General features: G+C 50.8%; 17 protein-coding genes. 8 read left to right on the top strand and 9 right to left on the bottom strand.

Features of this window, described 5'->3' with window-relative positions; genetic code table 11:
• Nucleotides 1–556 precede the first annotated feature (556 nt).
• Nucleotides 557–3,073 carry a glycosyl hydrolase gene (locus tag T488_RS19790; RefSeq protein WP_196243265.1) on the top strand — a complete coding sequence of 839 codons (2,517 nt, stop codon included), beginning with the start codon at nt 557–559 and terminating at the stop codon, nt 3,071–3,073.
• A 164-nt stretch (nt 3,074–3,237) separates the two neighbouring features.
• A complete protein-coding gene (locus T488_RS0104300; protein ID WP_028519734.1) occupies nt 3,238–5,460 on the top strand; it encodes a substrate-binding domain-containing protein in 2,223 nt (740 codons plus the stop codon).
• A 205-nt stretch (nt 5,461–5,665) separates the two neighbouring features.
• On the opposite strand, the gene T488_RS0104295 is transcribed toward T488_RS0104300, so the two are convergent.
• Nucleotides 5,666–6,637 carry a dockerin type I repeat-containing protein gene (locus T488_RS0104295; RefSeq protein WP_037297061.1) on the bottom strand — a complete coding sequence of 324 codons (972 nt, stop codon included), beginning with the start codon at nt 6,635–6,637 and terminating at the stop codon, nt 5,666–5,668.
• A 261-nt stretch (nt 6,638–6,898) separates the two neighbouring features.
• Here T488_RS0104295 and T488_RS0104290 point away from each other — a divergent pair, with 261 nt between their 5' ends.
• Nucleotides 6,899–7,987 (top strand): radical SAM protein, encoded by a 1,089-nt coding sequence (locus tag T488_RS0104290; RefSeq protein WP_028519732.1) that lies wholly within the window; start codon nt 6,899–6,901, stop codon nt 7,985–7,987.
• Nucleotides 7,988–8,031: 44 nt separating this feature from the next.
• Here the strand turns inward: T488_RS0104290 and T488_RS16940 are convergent, their stop codons facing one another.
• The 5 genes from T488_RS16940 to T488_RS0104265 are packed head-to-tail and all read right to left on the bottom strand — an operon-like array spanning nt 8,032 to nt 15,266.
• Nucleotides 8,032–9,303, bottom strand: coding sequence for a HAMP domain-containing sensor histidine kinase (locus T488_RS16940; RefSeq protein WP_051536260.1), 1,272 nt, complete (start codon nt 9,301–9,303; stop codon nt 8,032–8,034).
• Nucleotides 9,300–10,040 carry a response regulator transcription factor gene (locus tag T488_RS0104280; protein ID WP_028519731.1) on the bottom strand — a complete coding sequence of 247 codons (741 nt, stop codon included), beginning with the start codon at nt 10,038–10,040 and terminating at the stop codon, nt 9,300–9,302. Before T488_RS0104280 ends, T488_RS16940 begins: the two co-directional genes overlap by 4 nt.
• A gap of 13 nt (nt 10,041–10,053) precedes the next feature.
• Nucleotides 10,054–11,973, bottom strand: a complete 1,920-nt coding sequence (locus T488_RS0104275) for a serine hydrolase domain-containing protein (RefSeq protein ID WP_028519730.1) — start codon at nt 11,971–11,973, stop codon at nt 10,054–10,056.
• A 12-nt stretch (nt 11,974–11,985) separates the two neighbouring features.
• Nucleotides 11,986–14,499, bottom strand: a complete 2,514-nt coding sequence (locus tag T488_RS0104270) for an ABC transporter permease (protein WP_196243264.1) — start codon at nt 14,497–14,499, stop codon at nt 11,986–11,988.
• A 5-nt stretch (nt 14,500–14,504) separates the two neighbouring features.
• Nucleotides 14,505–15,266 (bottom strand): ABC transporter ATP-binding protein, encoded by a 762-nt coding sequence (locus tag T488_RS0104265; RefSeq protein WP_028519728.1) that lies wholly within the window; start codon nt 15,264–15,266, stop codon nt 14,505–14,507.
• A 471-nt stretch (nt 15,267–15,737) separates the two neighbouring features.
• Between T488_RS0104265 and T488_RS0104260 the strand changes: the two genes are divergently transcribed.
• The 4 genes from T488_RS0104260 to T488_RS0104245 all read left to right on the top strand — a co-directional run bounded on the left by T488_RS0104260 (nt 15,738) and on the right by T488_RS0104245 (nt 19,034).
• Nucleotides 15,738–16,256, top strand: coding sequence for a cysteine hydrolase family protein (locus T488_RS0104260; protein ID WP_028519727.1), 519 nt, complete (start codon nt 15,738–15,740; stop codon nt 16,254–16,256).
• 69 nt (nt 16,257–16,325) lie between these two features.
• On the top strand, nt 16,326–17,306 hold the full coding sequence (locus T488_RS0104255; RefSeq protein WP_028519726.1) for a 2-hydroxyacid dehydrogenase: 981 nt from the start codon (nt 16,326–16,328) through the stop codon (nt 17,304–17,306).
• Nucleotides 17,307–17,316: 10 nt separating this feature from the next.
• A complete protein-coding gene (gene coaBC / locus T488_RS0104250; RefSeq protein ID WP_028519725.1) occupies nt 17,317–18,513 on the top strand; it encodes a bifunctional phosphopantothenoylcysteine decarboxylase/phosphopantothenate--cysteine ligase CoaBC in 1,197 nt (398 codons plus the stop codon).
• Nucleotides 18,513–19,034: a DUF3592 domain-containing protein gene (locus tag T488_RS0104245; RefSeq protein ID WP_028519724.1), complete on the top strand. Its 522-nt coding sequence runs from the start codon at nt 18,513–18,515 to the stop codon at nt 19,032–19,034. Before coaBC ends, T488_RS0104245 begins: the two co-directional genes overlap by 1 nt.
• Before the next feature lie 50 nt (nt 19,035–19,084).
• Here T488_RS0104245 and T488_RS19785 read toward each other — a convergent pair whose 3' ends face one another.
• Nucleotides 19,085–21,079 (bottom strand): DUF6583 family protein, encoded by a 1,995-nt coding sequence (locus T488_RS19785; RefSeq protein ID WP_051536258.1) that lies wholly within the window; start codon nt 21,077–21,079, stop codon nt 19,085–19,087.
• Nucleotides 21,080–21,274: 195 nt separating this feature from the next.
• Here T488_RS19785 and T488_RS0104235 point away from each other — a divergent pair, with 195 nt between their 5' ends.
• Complete coding sequence (locus T488_RS0104235; protein ID WP_028519723.1) at nt 21,275–21,457, top strand: DUF1540 domain-containing protein; 183 nt, start codon at nt 21,275–21,277, stop codon at nt 21,455–21,457.
• Between the two features lie 60 nt (nt 21,458–21,517).
• Here T488_RS0104235 and T488_RS0104230 read toward each other — a convergent pair whose 3' ends face one another.
• Together T488_RS0104230 and T488_RS16930 are read right to left on the bottom strand one after the other, a co-directional pair.
• A complete protein-coding gene (locus T488_RS0104230) occupies nt 21,518–21,688 on the bottom strand; it encodes a DUF362 domain-containing protein (RefSeq protein WP_019680871.1) in 171 nt (56 codons plus the stop codon).
• A 202-nt stretch (nt 21,689–21,890) separates the two neighbouring features.
• Nucleotides 21,891–23,399: an O-antigen ligase family protein gene (locus T488_RS16930; protein WP_051536256.1), complete on the bottom strand. Its 1,509-nt coding sequence runs from the start codon at nt 23,397–23,399 to the stop codon at nt 21,891–21,893.
• Between the last annotated feature and the right edge of the window lie 7 nt (nt 23,400–23,406).

Raw genomic sequence — 23,406 nt, 5'->3', positions numbered from 1 at the left:
TAGGATAAATCATAATTTACATTTGTAGGGGACGGCGTCCTCGACGTCCCACAAAATTCGTATTATAGTGGCGACTATCATCCGCTCAACCAGGGGACGCCTTCTCTTACAAGGCGTCCCCTCTCCAAAAACAGTCCACCGGACTGTTTTTGGATTCACCCCTTGCGAGGCGCCTGACGTAATAAGGGGCTCTGCCCCTTGACCCCCGCCAGAGGCGCTGCCTCTGGACTCTGCCAAAGGAACACAGTCCCTTTGGAATCCCATTCATAGTTGCCGCAAGGTATTACGATAAATTATGATTTATGTTAATAGCGATCATAGCATAACATCGCCGCATCGTCTATAAAAACGGCGCCGTACTTATTGACCTGCTTTTTGCAATATACATAAATTACCATTGTCGCCTCAAAAATGATACAAAACTGTTATTTTATGGCATGAAAGGCTATTTTTTCGGAGAAATTTCTGCTGTATAATATTGACAGAAGAAAGCGGATAATTCCGCATTGACGGGACTTACGGCGTCCCGAAGTCAATAATCTGAGAGGTGATTTCAATGAAAAAGCTTATATCGGCTATCATTTCATCGGCACTTGCAGTAAGCACTATGGCAATTGCTCCTTTCCACTCGGACGCAGCGGGGGATCAGTACGAATTTGAAGAAGGTACAATAAGCAGCACAGGCGAAAACAGCGCGGAGATCAGCGCACTCAGCGGCGCAAGCGGCGGCAGAGCCGTTGATCTGAAGGACGGCGGCAACTCCGTCACCGTTAAGGTCAATGCCGCAGGACAGGGTATGCACAGGATAACCCTGCGCTACTGCCAGCCCTACGATGAGGACGGCAAGTACCAGAAGGTACTCATCAACGGCAAGGACGCAGGCGAGATATTCTGCGAATACACAGGCGATGACAAATTCTCCACGGTCAGCGTCAGCGCACAGCTCAATGCGGGCAGCAATGACATTACCGTTGAGGCTTCCTGGGGCTGGACACTGTTTGACTGCCTGCTCATTGAGAAGGGCGACTTCACCGCCTACTCCGGCGGCGGAAAGCTGTCAAACCCCAAAGCTTCCGCACAGGCTCAGTCACTGTACAGCTTCCTGTGCGACACCTACGGCAAGAACGTCATATCAGGTCAGCAGGAGTCCACATGGATGGGCAGCGAGGACTATGAGTTCGACATAATAAAGAACGCCAGCGGCAGATACCCTGCCCTCCGCGGACTGGACTACATGGGCGATGACTTCGCAGGCTGCAACAGGCGTGCAAAGAAATGGTATGAAAAGGGCGGCATAGTCACTATCTGCTGGCACTGCGGAAGTGACTTCAGCGGCAGCCACACCGAAGCCATGAACACTGACCTCAACTGGAACGCTGCCCTCACTGAGGGAACTGCGGAGTACAACAAGCTCATCGCAGGCATGGACAAGGGCGCCAAGGCTCTCAAGGAGCTGAAGGACGCGGGTATCCCCGTGGTATGGCGTCCCTTCCATGAGTTTGACGGAAAGTGGTTCTGGTGGGGCAAGGGCGGAGCCGAGAACTTCAAGAAGCTCTGGCGGATAATGTACGACAGATATACGAATTACTGGGGACTTGATAATCTTATATGGAGCCTTGGCTACTGCGGCGACGTGAACGCAGGCTGGTATCCCGGGGACGAATACGTTGACATAATCGGCTCTGACACCTATGTGAACCATACAGGCTCACTGGCACCTATGTACAACAAGACCGCACAGGTTGCAAACAAGCCTGTATGCCTCCACGAGAACGGACCTATCCCCGACCCCGAGAAGATGAAGTCGGAGGGAGCAAAGTGGCTGTGGTTCATGACCTGGCACACCTCCTTCATCGACAGCAATGAATTCAACACTGCATCTTACCTGAAGCAGGTCTACAACAGCGACTATATGCTGACACTTGACGAGCTCCCCGACATCTATCACTACGGAAGCCCGGTATCCTACGGCGAGGACGGTCCCACCTTTGAGATAGTCCCCTCCAAGGGCATAAAGGGAGACCTGAACGGTGACGGTCAGGTAAATGTTGCCGACGCAGTTATCCTCCAGAAATTCATACTGGGCAGCAAGGACGTGACCGCAGCTGACTGGGCGGCAGGAGACCTCTGCGAGGACCAGGTGCTGGACGTTTTTGACATGATAGAGATGAGAAAGCTGCTGACTGCACCCCAGGTGGCTCCTCCCCCGGAGCAGCCCGAAACTCCGCAGTCCACATACAAGTTCGACCCTGCTAAAAAATACGCCGAGTACGGTCAGAACTACCGCAGCAACGCCTCAAAGACAGGAACTGTAGTAAAGGAGACCTACAACGGCATAAACGGCACCAACTCCCTTAACGTCTATCTGCCCTACGGATATGACAAGAACAAGAAGTACAACATATTTTACTTCATGCACGGCATGGGCGACAACGAGAACTCACTGTTCTACAATGACAACGGCGAATCGGTGCGCCTTATCGACAACATGATACAGAACGGCGACATCGAGCCCATGATAATCGTTACCCCCACCTTCAACAAGGTGAGCTCCGATACCTTCTACAACGCCGAGAACTTCTATAAGGAGTTCCGCGAGAGCGTTGTTCCCTTCGTTGAGGGCAAGTATTCCACCTATGCAGCCTCCACCTCAAAGGAGGACATCAAAGCCTCAAGAATGCACAGAGCCTACGGCGGCTTCTCCATGGGAAGCGTTTCCACCTGGGCTGTATTCGAGAACTGCGTGGACATAGTCGGCTACTTCATGCCAATGAGCGGCGCTCATCACTGGGGCACGGGCACAGCCGATGCAGGCGCACTGGCAAGAGCTGTTGACAAGGCAGGTCTCAAGAAGAACGAATACTTCATCATGTCCGCAACAGGCACATCTGACTTTGCAAATCCCGTTCTCAGCCCCCAGATAGAGGCTATGAAGAAGCTGAGCCAGTTTGAGTACACCTCGGACTTCTCCAAGGGCAACCTGTGGTTCATACTTGCAAACGGCGGCGAGCACAGCTGGTACTATGTAAGGCAGTACATCTACAACTGCCTGCCATTCTTCTTCCGTCAATAAAATAAACTGTTACAATATTATCCTCACTTATATGTATATTCAAGGCATGAGCCCTTCCCATTCCCGCGGGAGGGGCTGTGCAGAAGCTCCGCACTGACCCTGCGGAGTTTTTGCGTATTGACGTATTTACGGGAGAAGTGTATAATAAAAGCGGAGGTGACAGTATGGAAAGCATCGGAAGGATAGCCGTTATAATGCCCCATATAAGCAGCAATACCGAGACCTCGTTCATCGATGTCATTCACACAAGAGCTGCACAGTACGGCTATGATACCATAGTCATTTCGGGAGTCATAAACTACGTTGACCAGCAGCTTGACCAGGTATACTCAAAGGGTCAGACCAATATCTATGACCTTATCCTACAGGGCAGCTTCGACGGTTTTATTTTTGAAGCCAATATCTTTTGCAGCGAGAGGCAGCGCAGAACTATCACCGACCTCCTCCACAGGCGGAATATCCCCTGCGTGGTGGTCAACTATGAGCAGCCTTATTTCCCCGTGGTATCCGCGGAGGAAAACGTGCTCCTCTATCTTGCGGCTCAGCACCTCATAAACGAGCACGGGTGCAGAAAGCTCTGGTGCATAGGCGGCAGCAAGGGACATACTCCCTCGGAGGAGCGCATAAGCGGCTTTCGCAGAGCTATGGAGGAAAACGGTCTTCCCTGTGACGATGACTGCATATTCTACGGCGACTACTGGAGGGAAGTCCCCCACAAAATAGCCCTTGACATAGCAGATGGCAGACTGGAAAAGCCCGACGGCATCGTCTGCGGCAGCGATATAATGGCGGTGGAGCTTTGCCGCACTCTCATGGAAAATGGCATAAAAGTGCCCGAGGATATAAAGGTGACAGGCTGTGACGGCAGCATGATCTCACAGACGGAAAGAATGTCCCTTACCACAGTTGCGGGTCAGGAGCGCATAAACAGCTTCCTTGCCCTGAATGAGCTGCTCAGAGCCCTGGGCAGACAGCCTGAGGACAGCCCCGTGGTGCCGGAGCTCATCATAGGCGAGAGCTGCGGCTGTGGAGACAAGGGCAGCATACGCCGCAGCAGGAGCCTCTCCGACACAAGAGAGTACGCGGGTGTGATGTTCGATATACTGGAGAAACGCAAGACCAGCAGCCAGGGCGAGATAATCAGGCGTATGTCCGAATGCAAGGACCTTTACGACGTTACAGGTACATTTCTTGGCTGCTGCTATATGATACCCACAGGCGTAAGGGCAGAGCTGTGCCTCTGCGAGGACTGGTGCAGGGAGCCAAGCGACCCCTCGGTCTACCGCAGAGGCGGTCTCTCCGACAAAATGCTCCTTGCCATAGAAGCCTGCTACGAAGGGGGCGAGCAGATGAAGGAGTTCCCGACCCGTGACATCTTCCCCTCACTGACAAAGCCCCATGAACCGCGGCTGACGGTGGTCTCATCCCTTCACTGCAAGGGGCAGATATTCGGCTATGTGGGCTTTACCTACCGCAAGGCAGTTCACATCGTACTGGACGAATTCTACATGAACTGGTGCGACGCGGTGAGCAGCGGTCTCAACGCCGTACAGAACAGGATACACAAGGACTATGTCAACAAGCGGATAGAGTCCCTTTCGGAATTCGCTCCCGTGCTGGGCATATACAACAAGCGTGGACTTATCAACAAGCTCATGAACCTCATGTCAGAAAACAGCGATTCTCCCCTCACCCTTACACTGCTGTCATATATCAGGGAGGACAAGGTGCGCTACAGCGTCCCGCCCATAAATTCCATAGTCAACGCCATACGTCTCAGTGAAAGCGATACCGTGCTGGCAAGCATAGGCGACGATATTATCGCAGCTGCCGAAACAGGCGGGCAGAAGCTATCGGAGCAGGCATTCGCGGAAAAGGTAGCCGAAAGCGTTCAGCACTCCTACAAGGGCGCCGTGGAGATAAAGCAGGAACGCATAGCTGTTATATCCTGTCAGCTGATGCCCTCTGACATCTTCACTATCGACAGCCTCATATGCTCCATGGCGGACAGGCTCAAGGGCAAGATGATAAGCCTCAGCTCAGGCACATTCAGCTATAAGGACCAGTTCACCGCCATGAGGGACAATATCTTCCGCTTCCCCGAAAAGGACTGGAACATCGAAGCCCTTACCCGCAGCATGGGTCTCAGCAAGAGCCATTTCCACAGGATATACAGGGAGCTTTTCGGCACAAGCTGCAAGGAGGATATTATCTCATCAAGGCTTGAGAAGGTAAAATGGCTCCTTGAGAACACCTCCCTGACGGTGGCACAGATAGCCGACAAGAGCGGATATTCCAACACCAGTCACTTCATACGCCAGTTCAGCAGCAGGACAGGTCTCACACCCTCGGCTTACCGCAGGGAAAAGGAGCAGAAAGGCAAATAAAATGGGATAAAACCGCATTTACTCTCTCACCTTTTGGGTGTATCATATGTATATGGGACACATCTGCCGAAGGGCTCTGCACTGACCTTGGGCGATAGATCTGTTTCGGGACCCTCGATTCCTTTTATTCCGAAACATCCTTGAAAGGGCGGACAAAACAGTACCCGCATCGGACGATTCCGATGCGGGCTTTCGCTTTATATGCTTATTTCTTATCCAGTCCCAGAAGGTGCTGCTGTATGGCAAGGGCATCGTTTACGGTGACGCCGTCGCCGTTGGTGTCGGCATTTGTCCGCCCATCGGAAGTGAGGGTATATCTGTCGGGATTTGCCATAGCCTGCATGATGAATATAGCGTCCGCCAGATCAAGGACTCTGTCGCAGTTTGCGTCGCCGTAGCGCACAGGGGGAATATACTCATCAAATATAGTACTCTTGGCAGATAAAATAAATGCCTCGTTTCCCTCTGCATACTCTATCTTTCCCACAATTGCGGCTCCGATTATCATTGGTCTGCACTTTATCATACTGTCAAAGCCCTCGCACATCTCGCTGATGTACTCCACCTCAAAGGCACCCTCACTTCTGCATTCCAGTGTCAGCTCAGGAGCGCGGAAATATCCGCAGAAGGTACAATTACCGTTTATTGTCATGTTTGCACCCTTCTCACTGTAAAATCTCACAGGGAAGGTATCGTTATATCTTACTATACTGCCGCCGCCCATATTGTCATAGAGTATGCCCCTGCTGTTTCCGCCGCAGGTGAAGGTACCCTTTATAAAGAATATAACTCTCTTAGTCGTCTTTCTGACTGTGATGGTGTTATCGAGGGTAAGATCATCAAGAAGGATAACAATGTCCTCGTCGGCAGCTTCTATAATAAGGTCATGGTCAAGGGACTCTATGGTGCAGCTCCTGTTTACGGTATCGGAGCCATAGTCGCCGTCTATGATGCACTCCGCCACCTTTTCCGAGGTGCCGGGAGCTATTTCGTCAAGCTCATATGCCGTGAACGGCTCCAGTCCTTCTATGCCCGTTATACGTCCCGTATCGTCCGCAGCGCTGTCGGTAAACGGCTCGCCGTAGCCTTCGCCGCCTGCCTCCTGCAAGCCTTTCAGTCCGGGTGTGCTGCTCTCAGCATAGGCTGCTCCGCAGACCGCAGTCATAGCCAGTATCAATGATGAGACTGATGCAATAATATTTTGAGTAAGTGTTCGTGTAAAAGAGTGTTTCATGTTGAGCGTTCCTTTCCTTAGTATGAAAGTATTATATCATAAAAATAAGGAAATAGCAATGAATGCGGAATGAAAAGGATACGAAAATGCACTCTAATGCCGCCAGTATTGATATTGACGGCTGATTATGCTATACTGATTACAGACAGCTGACAGGATAATACCGACGGAGCCCTGTACCTGAAAATGATAGGAGGACACCCTATGGATAAAGATTTTGACCTTCAGAACTACCTCATCGAGGGAGTGGAAGGAGTTGTAAAGGACGCCCTGAAGGCTACTCTCAGAAATCCCAGAGAGAGCGCATTCATGATGAAGTTCGCAGCCGCCAGCCGCTCCGCTTCAAAAAAGCGCCGCACTGCCGAGGACAGAGGCGAGCATATACCGCCCTTCCTTATTGCAAGTATCACCAGCAAATGCAACCTTCACTGTGCAGGCTGCTATTCGCGTTGCAGCCACGCCACTGTGGACTCAGAGCCCGTGAAGCAGCTCTCGGACGAGGAATGGCTCAGGATATTCACCGAAGCCGACGAAATGGGCATAAGCTTCATACTCCTTGCAGGAGGAGAGCCCATGCTCCGCCGCGGTATCATGGAAGCCGCAGGCACCAGACAGAACATCATGTTCCCTATCTTCACCAACGGTACATACATTGACGAGGAGTACCTCAAGCTATTTGACCGCTGCCGCAATCTCGTTCCTATTATGAGCATAGAGGGCGGCAGGGACCTCACCGACCGCCGCCGCGGAAAGGGTATCTACGATACTCTCATGGAAAATATGGAGAAATTCAGAGCCCGCGGACTTATCTTCGGCGCCTCCGTCACCGTCACCACCGAGAATTACAAAGAGGTGACCTCAGACGCCTTCCTCGACGGTCTTGCCGAAAGAGGGTGCAAAGCGGTGATATTCGTGGAGTATGTCCCCGTAACTGAGGCCAGCAGCGGACTTGCTCCCACTGACACAGAGCGGGAATACCTCATGGACAGGATAGGCGTTCTCCGTGAGGAACGGTCAGAAATGGTGTACATCGCCTTCCCGGGAGACGAAAAGAGCTCGGGGGGCTGCGTTGCCGCAGGCAGGGGCTTCTTCCACATCAACTCCCACGGCGGCGCAGAGCCATGTCCCTTCTCCCCCTATTCCGATGTGAATGTCAGGGACACCTCTCTCCGTCAGGCTATGCAGTCTCCCCTGTTCACGGCGCTGAGGAGCGGAGATATGCTCCTTGAGGACCATAGCGGCGGCTGTGTGCTCTACGAAAAAAGAGAGCTTGTGGAAGCTCTCCTCAGATAAGTAAAAAGGCTCCGGGCTGCATTTCTGCGGCACGGAGCCTTGTACTATGACAGCGGTATCATCAGGGTAACACAGAAGCCATTGCCTCGGCTTGAGCATATGAGCTCACCGTTCATCTTCTCCATGAGCTTACTGGCGATATAGAGTCCCAGACCGCTTCCGTCTTTTCCTGCTGAGTTGGCACCGCGGTAGAACTTGGCGGTGATAAGTCCAAGCTCATCCTCGGGAACGCCCTCGCCGCGGTCGCTTATGGACATCTCAAGGAAGCCGTCCCTCACCACATAGCCGATGTCTATATCGGTATCCGCGTACTTGTATGAGTTGCCGATGATATTGCCTATGACCTGAGAGAGCCTTATCCTGTCGGCACATATCATACACTGGGGTATCTCCGCCTCCCTTGCGGCGCCCCTTGTGTCATGCTCAGCCACAAGCTCGTGGAGTATCTCCGAGCTCTCGTCGGTACAGCTCACGTTCATCTCGCCCAGGTCGTCAAGCGTCGAGGCAAGAAGGTCGCTGACCAGCACGTTTATCTGCTCCGCCTTCTGGTGGATGTCCCCTATCTTTTTCTTAACGTACTCGTCCTCCGTTTTCACCGTCATCAGCTCACAGAGCAGCTTTATTCCCGTAATTGGCGTTTTCAGGTCGTGGCTCAGCGACGCCACCATTTCCTTTTCTCTTATCTTCAGCTCGTCCTCTCTGCGGCGGGCGTTTTTCAGCTCCTCGCGCATGATGTCGAAGCTCCCTGTAAAGGCGCCGAACATATTGTTTTTCTCCAGCCTTATGGGCACGTCCAGTTTGCCCGAAGCCACGTTCTCCGCGAATTTTTCCATCTCGCCGAAGGGCTTGACTATTGTCCTGCGTACGTATCTCCCGTAAATTATCCCTGCCAGCAGGAACATCACCGAAAGCACCGCCGCAGCTGTACAGATACGCCTGTTCACCCTTTCGTACTCCAGCCTGTCGGGGTCGGGTATCACCACTGTGCCAAGATAGCGGCTGTCTGCTGTGACCACCAGTGAAATGCAGCCCTTTTCTGTTGCCTTTTTCGTGGAGTCAACGCCCTCAAGCTCCTCATCGGCTGAGGAATAGACGATGAAGTCCTGGCTGTCGAAGACTATCATCTCCGTATCAAAGCGGCTGCCGTCGAAGCTGTCCATACTGTCCCAGCTCTCTCTGACGGAGCTTATAATATCGTTTATCATCAGTGTGTCGACGCCGCTGCCCCTGTATGAAAAAGACATTTTCATAAACAGGAAAATGCCTGTGAGCAGGAGTGCCGTGCTGATAATGAGTATCCTTCTGTAAGCCTTCATGTGTCCTGCCCGTCCTCAATGATATATCCCACGCCCCAGACCGTCTTTACGATACAGGGAGAATTCGGGTTCTCCTCGGTCTTTTCGCGGATATGGCGTATATGTACGGCAAGAGTGCCCTCACCTATGAACTCATCTCCCCAGACATTTTTCAGGAACTCGTCCTTGGTGACCACCCTGCCGCGGTTGGCAAGAAGATAAGCCAGCATCTTGTACTCCATAGCCTTGAGAGGCACTACTTCACCGTCCCGAATGAGCTTATGGGCGCCCGTATCAAGTATGAGCCCCTCTCTTATAGCTATCTCGCGGGAACTGCTGACACCCTCCCCGTAAACGGCTTTGGCGGAGACAGCTTTCGCTGCCTCCGCTGAACGCTCGTATCTTTTCAGTATCGCCTTGACCTTGGCGAGGAGTATATTAAGGGTGTAGGGTTTCTTTATGTAGTCGTCTCCGCCTATATTCAGCGCCGTCAGCACATCGTCATCGCTGGTCCGCGCGCTGATGAACAGTATGGGCATATCGTATTCCGCCCTTATCTGCTTGCACAGCTCAAAGCCTGATCTGTCGCCCAGATTGATGTCAAGGAGCAGCAGCGACACCTGATTATCCTCCAGAAATCCGACAGCATCGTCATAGCTTGTGACATAGGCTGTCTTTATATCGAATATATTGAAATACTCCGCTGTTGTCTCCGCAATGGTAACATCATCGTCGATCATTAGGCACTGATACTTCATTGATACTCTCCTTTCAACTGCTGATCTTCACGGTCCCGCCGTCCTCGCCCAGGAACACTATCTTTCCCTTTGCGGGCAGGGGAACTGAATCCCCATGATCTTTCATGTAGCTGGAGTATACGACACGATCCACCGAATCATAGACATATACCGCAGCATTTTCGGGTATATCCAGAGTAATGGTCCTGGACTCGTTATCGGCTGTCCTGAACCACACAGCCTTTTTAGTGGAAAGCTCCACCTCTGAGATACCGCCTGTGAACTCGGGTATAGCCTCCTCGGAGATGAACTCCAGAGCGCAGTTTTCAGCCACCGCAAATTCCTTACCGTCCTCATATCTGATCTCAACATCTCTGAGGTCACGTCCGCCGGGCATTTTCAGAGCCGCCTCCAGGTGGTCCTTGTCAATTATCTTACTGCCCGAAACATACCCCTCTGCCTCGGGAGCAGTTCTGAAGGAAACGACTTCCTCCCCGTTATATACGGCATTGGAATATTTTCCGTTATACAGGTAATACCTCCTGCCGCTCCTCTCGTCCCATGCCTTCTGAGCCTCATCGCTTACGGGATTGGGCTCAGCCTTCTGCATTTTATAGTAACGGTACTGTGCACCTATATCCCCTGAACCCATATATTCATCGGCACAGATATAGTCAATGCCGTTCCTGCTGCGGAAGCTGAGCAGTGAAGCGTTTTTGGGCTGTACAGCTCTTCCCGCCTTCACCGAGCCCTCCACCTGCACGAACCTGTCGTCGGCGGTATACATAAACTGCTGTGTCTTCCGTCTTTCTTCCGTCAGCACGGTTATCTCCATATATTCCCCGTCGGGGAACGCTACCTCATATTCGGCATCTGAGGAGATGTATATTCCCGCATAGGACAGGTACTTCTCGGGTACCTTGTCCAGAGTCTCCGCCTTTTCGGGCTTGGGGTGAGAGATATTTATCCCCTTCTCCGCAAGGGCAATGTCCATGAGAGCCATTGCCATGAGCTGGTTCACGGTGCTGTTTCCGCCCGAGGAAAGCACCGATACGCTTATCTCCTCATCGGGAGCCACTACAAGGCTTGCGTGCTGGTGCATTACGTCTCCGCCCTTGGAGACCACCTTTACTCCTGCTGCGCTGTAATCCTCATACTCGGTCTGGTCCCAGCCCAGTCCGAAGCCGTCCTCATAACGGTCCTTTGCGGCTGCTCTGCCCATTTCCTTCTTGGACTTTTCCGACAAGAGCCTGTTGTCTCCGCTGAAAAATGTGCTGCCGAAGCTGCACAGCTCAGCCGCCGTGGACATTATTCCTCCCGAGCCCAGATCCATGCAGTAGTCGGGAGCAATGGCGATATTCTTGCCTGTAAAGGTGTCCACCTGCTCCTCTGTGCGGAAGGCGTTCCAGGGAGTTCCTGTCTGTGTAAGCCCCAGGGGATCGCAGATATGACCGTCCACATAGTCGGTGAAGCTCTCTCCGCTCACCGCCTCAACGATGAGCTCCAGCACCTCGAAACCGTCGTTGCAGTAGGCGCCGAAGTCTCCGGGGTCAGCCTTGAGTCTCTGACTGCTCAGCTCAGCCAGCATGGTATCATGGGGAGCGGCGTCCCTGTCATCATAGAGCATGAAGTCGCCCTCTGTGGTCCCCATGAGTCCCGATGTGTGGTTCATGAGCATACGGACGGTGATGTCCTTGTACCTGGGGTCAGCCATACGGAAATCGGGAAGATACTCCGTTACCGGCTTGTCTATATCCACCTTTCCCTGCTCTGCAAGCTGCATTACTGCGGTAGTCGCGAACATTTTGCTTACCGAGCCTACACAGGAGAGGGTGTCCCCCTTCCCGGAGACGTTATCCTTTTCTGTGGTGCGGCCTGCATTTACGGGCATAGCCGCCGCTGTGGCCGTCATAACAGCCGCAGCCAGAATTGAAGCTATCCTGCCTTTTCTCATACCTGTCCTCCCTTACTCCGTCATAAGCTCGTATACGGATATTTTCTTGATCTTTCTTGCGCCTGCATATGCACACAGGAAGCAGAACAGGAGCAATACCGCGTCCATGAAGAATACTGCTGCCATATTTGTTTCGATAACGCCGATAAAACTTGCGAAGAGCTTTACAGCAATAACCGAAAAAGCCGTACCGACAGCCACCGATATAACAGCCGCAGGCATTATCCTGAACGCCAGCTGGAGCATAAGCTCACGGGAGGTGTATCCCATGCTCTTCATTACGCCGAATTCCTTGCGCTGGCGTCTTATGGAAGACTCCATAAGGATAAAGAGTATTATCATTACCACCAGTGCCGAAAGCAGCATGAGCACGGTCGTCAGTGCGGATATTGCCTTTGCCATGCCTGCCAGCTGAGTTTTAATAACGCCGCTCAGATTGATGACAGAGTCAATGATAAAGCCGCTGCTGCTGCCCTTGATGACAGTATCACCCGACTGTATAGCGTACTCAACATGGTTGCCGCCCTGATTGGCGATGATCTCGGCTATCTGCTTTTCAGCCTCAGCCCTTATCCTGTCCTCATATGAGCCCTCTCCATCAGCCGCATTGCCTGCATCTGCGATGCTCCTGCCGTATCTGTCGGTGAGAGTATATTTGAACTCATCCGCATCAACTCCGTCCTTCAGATAAAGCTCTATGGTATCGGGAGCATAGGTGGGGATAAGTCTTTTCATTCCGTCCTCGGTGATATAGAGGTTGATACCGCCGTTGGTAAGCGAGGTGACGAAGCCTGTGATGATGTATTGTCTCTTTACTCCGTTGTATTCCAGGGTAACACTGTCACCTGTGCTGAAGCCGTCAAGCTTGCCCAGCATATTTGTCAGCATTATCTCGTTGTCATGCTGAGGGTATCGTCCCTCTGAGGTGAAGATGTTCTCTGTAACGTCAAAGCTGGTGAAAGCCGTGGGCAGGAGCACCTGTTTCTTTTCGGGCATATTTATCATGATGCTCTCGCCTGATGTGGGAGTAGCCTTTCTTACCTCGGGAAGAGTCTCAAGCTCCTCTGCCAGCCATTTCGTGTCCGTTGGATTGATAAGAGTTATCTTCATATCGCTGAGCTCAATGCCCGAGCTCTTTGAGATAGCGCTCATACCGCCGCTGAAGAAGGTGAATATGATGAAGCAGAATACTATCGCCGCAGATGCAGCGGTGATACAAACTGTAAGTCCCAGATTCTGTTTGAAGTTCTGTACGAAGCCCTTCATGGCGAGACGGAGGTGTACGCTGCTCTTTGTCTTTCTCAGTGGGAAATGCTCCCTGCCGAAGCGGTGGTCGCCCTGTCCTTTGCGGAATGCCTGAACAGGCGGGAACTTCCTTACGGCTCTTGCTCTCAGGAATGAAATGACCGTCACGAAAGCGATTATAATAACAGCAGTTACGATAAGGGGCTTTGCAGTTATCCTGCTGTCGCTGAGGTGTCCCGACATTATCTCTCCCGTGCGGAAGAAAGCAGGCGACACCAGGAAGCAGCCTGCTGTACCGATGATTATGCCCGCAACAGTGATGAGCAGGTACTCAAGAACGTAGGAAAGGGTGATATTCTTTGAGGTATAGCCCATAGCCTCAAGAACGCCGATATTCACTATCTGATCCTTTATATCTCCTGCTATCCTGAAGCGTATCATTATTGCAACTGCGATTATGATAAGGACCGCCATGCCCACAAGTATCTTCAGCAGGACATCCGTATCATATGTGATGCCCTCTTTCAGATCCTTATACAGGGCAGACATAACGTTGTCACTCACATTGGAGTTTGAATATTCATCGAATTCTCTGAGGGTTTCCTCCAGCAGCTTATCTCCGCCCTTGCCCTGACCGTCATTATATGCCAGCACAGTATACTTATCAATGATCGCCTCAAGCAGATGATAATCCTGATCGCTGACGATCATTTTCAGACCGACGCCGGGAGTATCAAAGAGTATGGCGTCATAGAAGCCTGCGATCACAAAGGAAAACCTGCGGGTACCGAAGATCATGTCGAAGTCGTCTCCCACCTTATAGCCCATGCTGTCTCTTGCCGCATAGGGCATATAGATGGGGTGCTCAAGAGCAGCGATCTCCTCGTCGCTGAGAGTTGTCTCTATCTCTGAGAGCTCCAGTATCTCGTGGCTGTACCCGGTAGAGAAGCACATAGTCAAAGCCTGTTCCTTGCCCTCGTCGTCCAGGTAATCAGTGCTCATACTGTAGATGACCTCTGCGTGAGCGGCATCGGAAACTCTCTCGTCAGAGGCGAGTATATCTGCGAACGCCTCTTTGTAATACTCATCGGGAATGAATATATGGTTCTCATATCTGCAGGTATGCTCCATGAGGTGGGGGAATATGGACTTTGCTCCCTTTATTCCCTCCAATGCAGAGCCCATGAGCAGCATACAAAGAGTGACCAGAACCACAAGGGCGGCAGTCTCAAGCTTGTGCTTTCTGATATTCGCCCATGATAATCTCAGGATCTTTTCCATTGCCGTCACCATCCCATCCTGTCAAGGAAATCCTGAAGCCCGTCACGGCGCTTTTTCAGATCGTCGGTGCCGTAGGGCGGCATCTCATGCTCTCCTACAACCGAGCCGTCGGAAAGGAAGATGACCCTGTTTCCGCGGAGGGCTGTCCTTATGTCATGAGTTACCATGACTATGCTCTGTCCCTTGCTGTGAAGCTCGGTGAAGATGTCCAGCACATCACGGCTTGAGGCTGAGTTGAGACTTCCCGTAGGCTCGTCCGCAAAGAGTATGGCGGGCTCATTGATGACAGCGCGGACAATGCCCACACGCTGGCACTCACCGCCCGAGAGCTGATTGGGATACTTCTTCCAGGTCTCCTTGTTTATGCCTACCTTTATCAGCAGGTCCTCCGCCTTTTTGATAAGCTCAGGAGAGTTCTTCTGTGCTACGAGAGCACCTGTCATCACGTTGTCGAAAACGTTCATATTCTCCAGAAGGTATATGCTCTGGAACACGAAGCCGCAGTTCTTTCTGCGGAATATGGCGAGCCGGTCGTTGGAATAGTCCGAAATATCCTCCTTTCCGAAGAATACCTTGCCCAGAGTGGGCTTGTCCATACCCGAAAGTGCATAGAGCAGAGTGGACTTTCCGGAGCCCGAGGCTCCCATTATTACAGTGAAATCCTTCTCGCGGATCTCAATATCCAGATTTTTGATAACGTGCTGCTGGAAGCCTCCGTTGGAGAAGGTCTTGCACAGCTTTTCCGTATGTAATACAGCAGTACCCATAATATTCTCCTTTTCCGCGGCACCCCGAGGGCGCCGCATTTATCCTGTGATCTAAGTATAGCGTATTTCCGGGAAAACTTCTTTATCATACTGCTATTAATTTCTTATCTGTTTCTTAAATATTCATTATCACCGTTGAATGGCAATAATAATTACAGCATAAAAGCGGAGCGTTATGCTGTAATTGCCCGATTGCAGGGAGCAGATCTCCGATCTGCGTATCTGCAAGGGCTTTTAATAATTTATAATGAATACTTTGTATTCATTATAGCATAAAGAATATATAATAGCAAGGAAGGGGGACGGTCACTGCCTTCACATTTTTTTGCGTTTTTAAGGGTAAGATTTCGTGATTATGACTACTGCTCAATTAATTGACACAACTGCCGCGATGTGGTATACTAAAATAAAAAAATATCTGCCGCTGTTTCAGCAGGCGGATACAGCACTTTTTCTTAGGGAGATATGAATATGAAAGAAGCTTTGATCATCATTGACGTTCAAAACGATTACTTCGAGGGCGGAGCCTGCGAGCTCCATAACCCCAGACAGGCTGAGGCGCGCATTGCCGAGCTTATCAGCGAGAGCCGCCGTATCGGCAGGCACATCATCTACATACGACACATCAACCCCGATGATGAGACTTTCTTCAACGAAGGGACCTACGGCTGCGAGATCTCGGACCGCATAAAGCCCCTTCCCACAGACATTGTTATCAATAAGTACTGCCCCAACAGCTTCCTGGGTACAGAGCTCAATGACTGCCTCCGCAGTCTCGGGGTGGAAAAGCTCATAGTATGCGGCATGATGACCCATATGTGCGTTGACACCACTGTCCGCGCCGCTATGGACCACGGCTATGAGGTGTCTCTCGTTGCAGACGCCTGCGCAACTATGGACCTTGAGATAAACGGCGAGGTAATACCTGCCGAGACCGTTCAGAAGACCTATATCGCTTCTCTGGCAGGAATATTCGCCAAGATAGTGTAAATAATCAAAACAGCCGACGTGAACGCTTCCGTCGGCTGTAAACACATCATAACGAAAGAAGGTAATGCAATGAAAGTCGCGTTTTTTGACGCAAAGCCCTACGATATGCCATCATTCGAGAAGTTCGGCAGCGAAAACGGCATACGCTTCAAGTTCTACGAGACCAAGCTCAACGAGGACACGGCAGAGCTGGCAAAGGGCTGCGAAGCTGTGTGCGTATTCGTAAACGACACCGTCAACGCCGCCGTTATCGACAGGCTCTGTGAGCTGGGCGTGAAGACTCTGGCGCTCCGCTGTGCAGGCTACAACAATGTGGACATACAGTACGCCAAGGGCAAAATAACGGTCGTAAGCGTCCCCGCCTACTCACCCTATGCAGTCGCCGAGCACGCCATGGCTCTGCTGCTGACCTCAATACGCCGCGTCCACAAGGCTTATATCCGCACAAGGGATCACAACTTCTCACTGAACGGACTTACAGGCTTCGACCTTCACGGCAAGACCGTGGGCGTTGTGGGAACAGGTAAGATAGGACGCATCTTCATCAATATATGCCGCGGCTTCGGCATGAACGTCATCGCCTATGATAAGTTCCCCGCAAAGGACAGCGGTATCGAATACGTTGAGCTGGACGAGCTGTTCAGCCGCAGCGACATAATCTCATTCCACTGCCCTCTCACCGACGAGACCTATCACCTTATCGACGAAAAGTCAGTGGACAAGCTCAAGAAGGGCGTAGTCATAATCAATACCTCAAGAGGCGCCCTCATCGACGCAGAGGCTCTCCTTGAGGGAATAAAAGCCCGTAAGATAGGCGCTGCCTGCCTTGATGTATACGAGGAGGAGGCTGACGTTTTCTTCCAGGACTTCTCGGGACACATCATCGCCGACGATACTCTCGCCCGTCTTATTTCCATGCCAAACGTTATCGTAACTTCTCATCAGGCATTCCTCACAGAGGAGGCTCTCAGCAATATCGCCGAGACCACTGTGAACAACATCATCACCTGTCACAAAGGTGAGGAGTGTCCCAATGAGCTCCGTATATGAGGTGGATAATATGCTTACAGGAAAAACAGTTTTACTGGGAGTGACAAGCTCCATAGCCATTTACAAGACCTGCAACCTTGCCCGTATGCTGACCAAGCTGGGGGCAGATGTTCACGTTGCTATGACGCCAAACTCCCTTAATTTCGTACACCCTCTTACCTTTGAGACCCTTACTCAGCACAAGTGCCTCATCGACACCTTTGACCGCAACTTCGAGTACAGCGTGGAACACGTCTCGATCGCAAAGAAGGCAGATGTAGTCATGATAGCTCCTGCCTCCGCAAACGTCATAGGCAAGATAGCAAACGGCATTGCAGACGATATGCTGACCACAACTGTCATGGCGTGTACCTGCAAGAAGATAATCGCTCCTGCCATGAACCATAATATGTTCCACAACCCCATAGTCCAGGACAATCTTGACAAGCTGAGAAAGTTCGGCTATGAGATAGTGGAGCCGGTCCGCGGTATGCTGGCAAACCGCGACATCGGCGACGGAAAGCTCCCCGACGAGGAGACCCTTCTGGAGTACATCGTCCGCGAGGCTGCCTTTGAGAAGGACCTGGCAGGCAAGCGCATACTGGTCACCGCAGGTGCTACCCGCGAGAGCATAGACCCTGTACGCTTCATCTCAAACCATTCCAGCGGCAAGATGGGCTTTGCACTTGCAAGAGCAGCAATGCTCCGCGGCGCAGAGGTAACGGTTGTTGCTGCACATACCGATGTGGAGCCCCCCATGTTCGTGAACGTTGTCCCCGTAAAGTCTGCGGAGGATATGTTCAATGCCGTAAGGGAGCGTCTTGACGAGACCGACATCATCATAAAGGCTGCCGCCGTAGCGGACTATACTCCCGTTACCACTGCCGACAGCAAGATAAAGAAGTCCGACGGGGATATGAGCATACCCCTGAAGCGCACCACGGATATTCTTGCCTATATCGGCGAGCACCGCCGCGAGGGACAGGTGGTCTGCGGCTTCTCCATGGAGACTGACAACGTTATCGAGAACTCCCGTAAGAAGCTTACCAAGAAGAACTGCGATATGATATGCGCAAACTCGCTGAGGAAGGCAGGCTCCGGCTTCGGCACCGACACCAACATCATCACCATGATAACCAAGGACGGCGACGAGGAAATGGAGCTCATGTCCAAGTTCGATGCCGCAAATATAATCCTGAGCAGGCTCAGGAGCCTTTCCGAAAAGTAATGACAGGCGGTGACAGCGGCTTCGTCTTCAAGGACGATATGAGCAGAAAGCGCAAGATAACTCTTGTTGCAGTATTTCTCGGTCTGGCAGCTATATTTTTCCTGCTGACCATCTTCTGTGACTGCCTCACAAGCAGTCTGGAGAAAAAATGCACAGGCACGGTCTATGGCGTTGTGACAGATGTTAAGACAGAACACTACAATGAAAGCTATTACTTAAACGGCAGGGAAAAAAATCGTACCAAGACCCGCAATGAATACACTATAACCGTGGAGAACGACGATATTTTCAAATACCCTACCCTCTCCTCCTCAGATACATCACTGAGCGTGGGCAGCAGGGTAACTATCCACTACGACCCGAATGACACCGCTCTTTTCTACTTTAATGAGACTGAGGACAGCATAAATGCATTAGGCATCACATTCACGGTCCTTGGCTGTATTTGCCTTATAGTCGGACTTGTGCTGCTCTTTGCCTTTTTCATTCTCAGAAAATACCGCGAAAGTCAGTTATATTAGCATAAAAAAGACCTCCGTATCTCACGGAGGTCTTTTTTATTACTGTTTTATCAGTTTGCCTTAGTTGATGAGCTCTCGTACTCGTCGTAGTACTTCTTCATCTCGTCCATCCATTCGTTGAACTCATCCTCGGTCATGAAGTCCTTATAGTCCTCATACTTGAAGTCGTCGGGATTGAACTGGAAGTCATAATCATCGTAATCGTCATCATCTTCGTCGAAGTCAAGATCGTCGTCATCATCATCGAAGTCAAGATCATCGTCGTCATCTAAATCGAAGTCATCATCGTCAAAGTCGAGATCAATGTCATTGCCAAGATCGTCATAGAGCTCATTTGTTATGGATTCTGAGAACTTGTCAACAAAGTCGCCGTCCATGCCTGCCCTTGTAAGAACGCCGCTGATGAAGCCGCTGAAATCGTCCTTGGAAGCATATGACTCAAAATCGGGAGCTTCCTCGCTGTTAAAATCGATAATGAATGCGCCGCCCTTGTCGGGAACTTCGATGTCAGCCTTAAAGTCAACTGAGTAGTCAAACGAGAGCTTGCCGTAGTTTGTGCCGTCGATAACGATGTCACAGCTTACGTTCTGACCGTCCTTGTCAGCGCTGCAATTAACAGCGAAGGGAGCTGTGTCGGGGATATTCACTGTGAAATCGCCGTTGAAGTAGCCCTTCTCCTCGTCTACGACCTCAACGTTCTCGAAAAGAACTGAGATAGTTACGGGAGTGAGCTTCTTTTCGTAATCGTCGTCGGTGTAGTCGTAGCTTACCTCATTGTATGTGAACTCAAGGTCGCCTGTGTACTTCTTGTGATCCTCCTCAGCTGTGAGCTTTGCGGAGAACTGCTCCTCGCCGCCCTCTATGAATGTGAGCTCACCACGAATGCTGTCGCCGTCCTTGCCAATGACCGCAGTGAAAGCGTTGTCATCATCATAGAACTTCAGACCGCGGATAGTACCTGTGGCATCGATGTATGTATCAACGAAAATGACCTTTTCATCGTCATCATAGTAGTCGTCCTTGAGGTCGGTCTTTATATCCTCGATCTCTCCGTCGAGTTCCTCAGTAAACTCGTCCTCTTCAAGAAGATCAAGCTTGTCCGTGAGGATATTCATGACGATCTCATCGTCGCGGAGCTCCTTGAGGAAATCAAGCTGGAGCTTTGCGATGTCCTTTTCTGTCAGGTCTACTGTAGCAACTGTGTAATTTACGGTAATATCGCAGATGTCGACCTCTTCCTTCTTCTCAAGCTCAACATCACTTGCGAAATTGGACCATACTGCGGCATATCTGTTGACCTCAGTCTCTACGTCCTCGGGTGAGAGGAATGACTCGGGGTCCTTCAGTATATCCTTATATGATGCTGTAGGATCACTGTCAAGGTCTAACTCATCCAGAACAGTCTCCATGAGCTTTCCGTACTCGATGCCTATCCACTGCTCCTTGAGCTCGGGGATACGGAAGAAGTAATCGGAAGCATCTGCATCAGCGATAACGTCTGCGCCGACAATATTCTCGTCGCCGAGGATAAGATCCAGACCTGCGTCGAAGCTGCCCTTCTTATTTGCGACCTCTGCGCTTAAAGTGTACTTGTCATTTTTGTCGATAATGTCAAGGACAGACGCAACAGCCTCATTCTCTTCCTCACTGTAATAGTCGCCTGAGAGCTCATTCTTCAGCAGTTCCTTTGTATCATCGGTAGGCTCAAATGATACCTTGAAGTCGATGGTCTGACCCTTTTCGTATTTGTCAAGGCCCTTCTTGTAAGCCTCGCTTACTGACTCGCCAATTGTCTTGGAATTCTTTTCGGTCACCCATGCGTAATACTTCTCGGGAGAGCTTACGCGGAGCTTTACCTGATTCTTAACTGTATCGGAAACGCCGTACGCCGTAGCGCCGCCGCCTGCGATAACTGCTGCGGATATTCCCCCGATCACCGCTGCTTTCTTGCCCTTGCTCTTCTTTGTAACAGGCTCTACGCCCGAAACGCTGAAGTCGCTGTTCATAGGCTGATTTTCAAAATTATTCTGATCCTTGTTAAACATAAAGATCCCCTCCTGTAGGTATATCATTATGGGCATATAACCCCATATGATAATACTATCACAAACATTTCAAAAAGTCAATATGGCAGTCTGATTTGTATTCATGCTGTAATCATTCCATCACGAATAATTCACAAATATAAGGGCATACTATTCTTGCCCGAAAGGGTAAATACTCTTAAAGAGGTGTTTATCATGGACGATAAGAAGAAAAACAAGAGCATCAAATGTGACGTTTCACAGTGCCGCCACAACCTTGTGTCAGAGAATTACTGCTCTCTTGACTGCATTTCCGTAGGCACGCACGAGGATGATCCCACTGTCCCCGAATGTACCGACTGCAACTCATTCGTAAAGCGCACAGGCTGCTGCAGCTGAGAAAAGGGCAAAAAAATAAGCAGTTCCTCAAATGGAACTGCTTATCTGCTTTTTGTTGGATCACTCAGCGTTAGGAGCGCCTACAGGACATACACCTGCACAAGCACCGCACTCAACACAAGCGTCTGCATCGATAACGTACTTTCCGTCGCCCTCAGAGATAGCGCCAACAGGACACTCACCTGCACAAGCACCGCAAGCTACGCAATCATCAGAAATAATATATGCCATATACATACACCTCCGTGTTATTCGGGAGCAGCGCTCCACGTTATTTATATTGTAGCATATCCAAGCTAAAAATCAAGAGTTTTTTGTTAGTATTTACTTACATTTACACCTGTCAAACCGCGTAAAATCGCCGAAAGAAAGCCTGAGAGTCAGACTCTCAGGCTTTAAATTTCATCTTATTTTCATTATCGTATCACAAAGCTCAAGCCTTTGCTTTCTTTGTGTTTTTCTCCGGTGTCTTCTTTTCAGTTTTCTCAGCGTTTTTCTTTTCCGCCTTCTTCTGCTTGTCCGACTTCAGTTCAGCACAGGCAGCTCCCGCAGCTGTCCAGAAAACAGGAGCATAGGGTATGCTGCTGCAGCCGATGAGGAAGATAAGAACTCCGCCAAGGGTAAGAACGAATATAGTGAAGGTCTCGGCGCTGCGTTTTTTGCGGAAGGCTGCAAAGCCCAGAGCAACTGACGAGAGAACGGTTATTACCAGAGCGATACCCGATACCACGCCTCTTGTAGCTGTGGTGTAGAGGTACTCGTTATATACCTTGTCGAAGCTGCCCTTGCTGGCAGAGATGACCTCTGTTATGCCGCTGTAGCCGCTCAGATCCTCAGGAGCTTTGAACACAGCGAAGGCAAGCTGCTCGGGACCTGTTCCCGTAAGAGGATTATTCTCGATGACGTCCATTGCTCTTCTGTTCAGATAGAAGTAAACGTCTGCTGTGTCATCAATGTCCACAACTCTCGGATCGAATGTACCCGAAGCAGAGACTCTCATGTAGGCGTCTGCCCACCAGAGTATCCTTCCGTCATAGAGCCTGTAGGAGCTTATATTTCCGATAGCTCCCGCAAAGACCAGAGCGACAGCGCCTGCTGCGGCAGCAATGCTGACAGGAACGCTGAGAAGCTTCTTCTTCGGAGCCTTCAGCACGAATACTGCTGCGACTGCTGCGATAAGAGCAAAGCCCAGTCCGCAGAAGCCGATGAAGGAATAGGTGTACATCATAACGAATGAGAACAGTGCTGCACAGACCAGCATACCGATGCTGCGCTTCTTGTTCTCAGAGGAGATGAAGCTGATAAGTGCGGCGGTAAGCGAAAGAGTCAGCACCATCGCAAGGAACAGAGGTGACATTGAAAGTCCCGACGCTGCATTTATCTTTGTATCGGAGGTTATAAGCACATAGCGGCTGAGCACACCTCCGAACACCTGTATGAGAGCGATGATACTGTTGAGCAGTCCCACGCCTACGATACCGTCAATTATGGTGCGGAGGGCAGTCTCACGCTTCAGCGCGGAGGCTGAGGCAAAGAAGCAGAAGTAGAAGATGATGGCGAGCATTCCCTCGCCTCTCTCGGGGTAGCCGTAGAAAGAATAGCTCAGGATAACGCCTCTTGTCAGGGAGAATATTCCCCAGAGCTCCATAATGACCATAGCGCCTATGGGAACTATGAGACGTTTTCCTATGTACTTCTTCATAAAGGCGATAATAGCGATTATCATTGCGATAACGCCGCCTGCCACAAGACCGCCTGCGGAGATAGCGTAGGTAGCCTTGCTGGTAAGTCCCTCGTGCATTATCTCGGGGATAAGAGTGAAGAGCGGAGTCATAAGCATAGCAATGGCAAGTCCCCTTGAAGCCAGCTTTGAATACTGCTCCTCAGTCATATTGAGAATAAAATTAGATTTTTCAGTTGAATGGAATATGGTTTTTGGCATTTAACTC

The organism is Ruminococcus flavefaciens ND2009 (genome assembly GCF_000621785.1).
In the GTDB taxonomy this organism is placed as follows: Bacteria; Bacillota; Clostridia; order Oscillospirales; family Ruminococcaceae; genus Ruminococcus; species Ruminococcus flavefaciens_C.
The sequence above is the reverse complement of the archived record's forward strand: the minus strand, read 5'-3'. Positions and strand labels throughout refer to the sequence as shown.

Coding starts and splice junctions, on each gene's coding strand:
- T488_RS0104255 (WP_028519726.1), top strand. CDS start 16,326: ATGAAAGTCGCGTTTTTTGACGCAAAGCCCTACGATATGCCATCATTC.
- T488_RS16930 (WP_051536256.1), bottom strand. CDS start 23,399: ATGCCAAAAACCATATTCCATTCAACTGAAAAATCTAATTTTATTCTC.
- T488_RS0104300 (WP_028519734.1), top strand. CDS start 3,238: ATGGAAAGCATCGGAAGGATAGCCGTTATAATGCCCCATATAAGCAGC.
- T488_RS0104290 (WP_028519732.1), top strand. CDS start 6,899: ATGGATAAAGATTTTGACCTTCAGAACTACCTCATCGAGGGAGTGGAA.
- T488_RS0104280 (WP_028519731.1), bottom strand. CDS start 10,040: ATGAAGTATCAGTGCCTAATGATCGACGATGATGTTACCATTGCGGAG.
- T488_RS0104235 (WP_028519723.1), top strand. CDS start 21,275: ATGGACGATAAGAAGAAAAACAAGAGCATCAAATGTGACGTTTCACAG.
- coaBC (WP_028519725.1), top strand. CDS start 17,317: ATGCTTACAGGAAAAACAGTTTTACTGGGAGTGACAAGCTCCATAGCC.
- T488_RS0104275 (WP_028519730.1), bottom strand. CDS start 11,973: ATGAGAAAAGGCAGGATAGCTTCAATTCTGGCTGCGGCTGTTATGACG.
- T488_RS16940 (WP_051536260.1), bottom strand. CDS start 9,303: ATGAAGGCTTACAGAAGGATACTCATTATCAGCACGGCACTCCTGCTC.
- T488_RS0104270 (WP_196243264.1), bottom strand. CDS start 14,499: ATGGAAAAGATCCTGAGATTATCATGGGCGAATATCAGAAAGCACAAG.
- T488_RS0104245 (WP_028519724.1), top strand. CDS start 18,513: ATGACAGGCGGTGACAGCGGCTTCGTCTTCAAGGACGATATGAGCAGA.
- T488_RS0104265 (WP_028519728.1), bottom strand. CDS start 15,266: ATGGGTACTGCTGTATTACATACGGAAAAGCTGTGCAAGACCTTCTCC.
- T488_RS0104230 (WP_019680871.1), bottom strand. CDS start 21,688: ATGGCATATATTATTTCTGATGATTGCGTAGCTTGCGGTGCTTGTGCA.
- T488_RS19790 (WP_196243265.1), top strand. CDS start 557: ATGAAAAAGCTTATATCGGCTATCATTTCATCGGCACTTGCAGTAAGC.
- T488_RS19785 (WP_051536258.1), bottom strand. CDS start 21,079: ATGTTTAACAAGGATCAGAATAATTTTGAAAATCAGCCTATGAACAGC.
- T488_RS0104260 (WP_028519727.1), top strand. CDS start 15,738: ATGAAAGAAGCTTTGATCATCATTGACGTTCAAAACGATTACTTCGAG.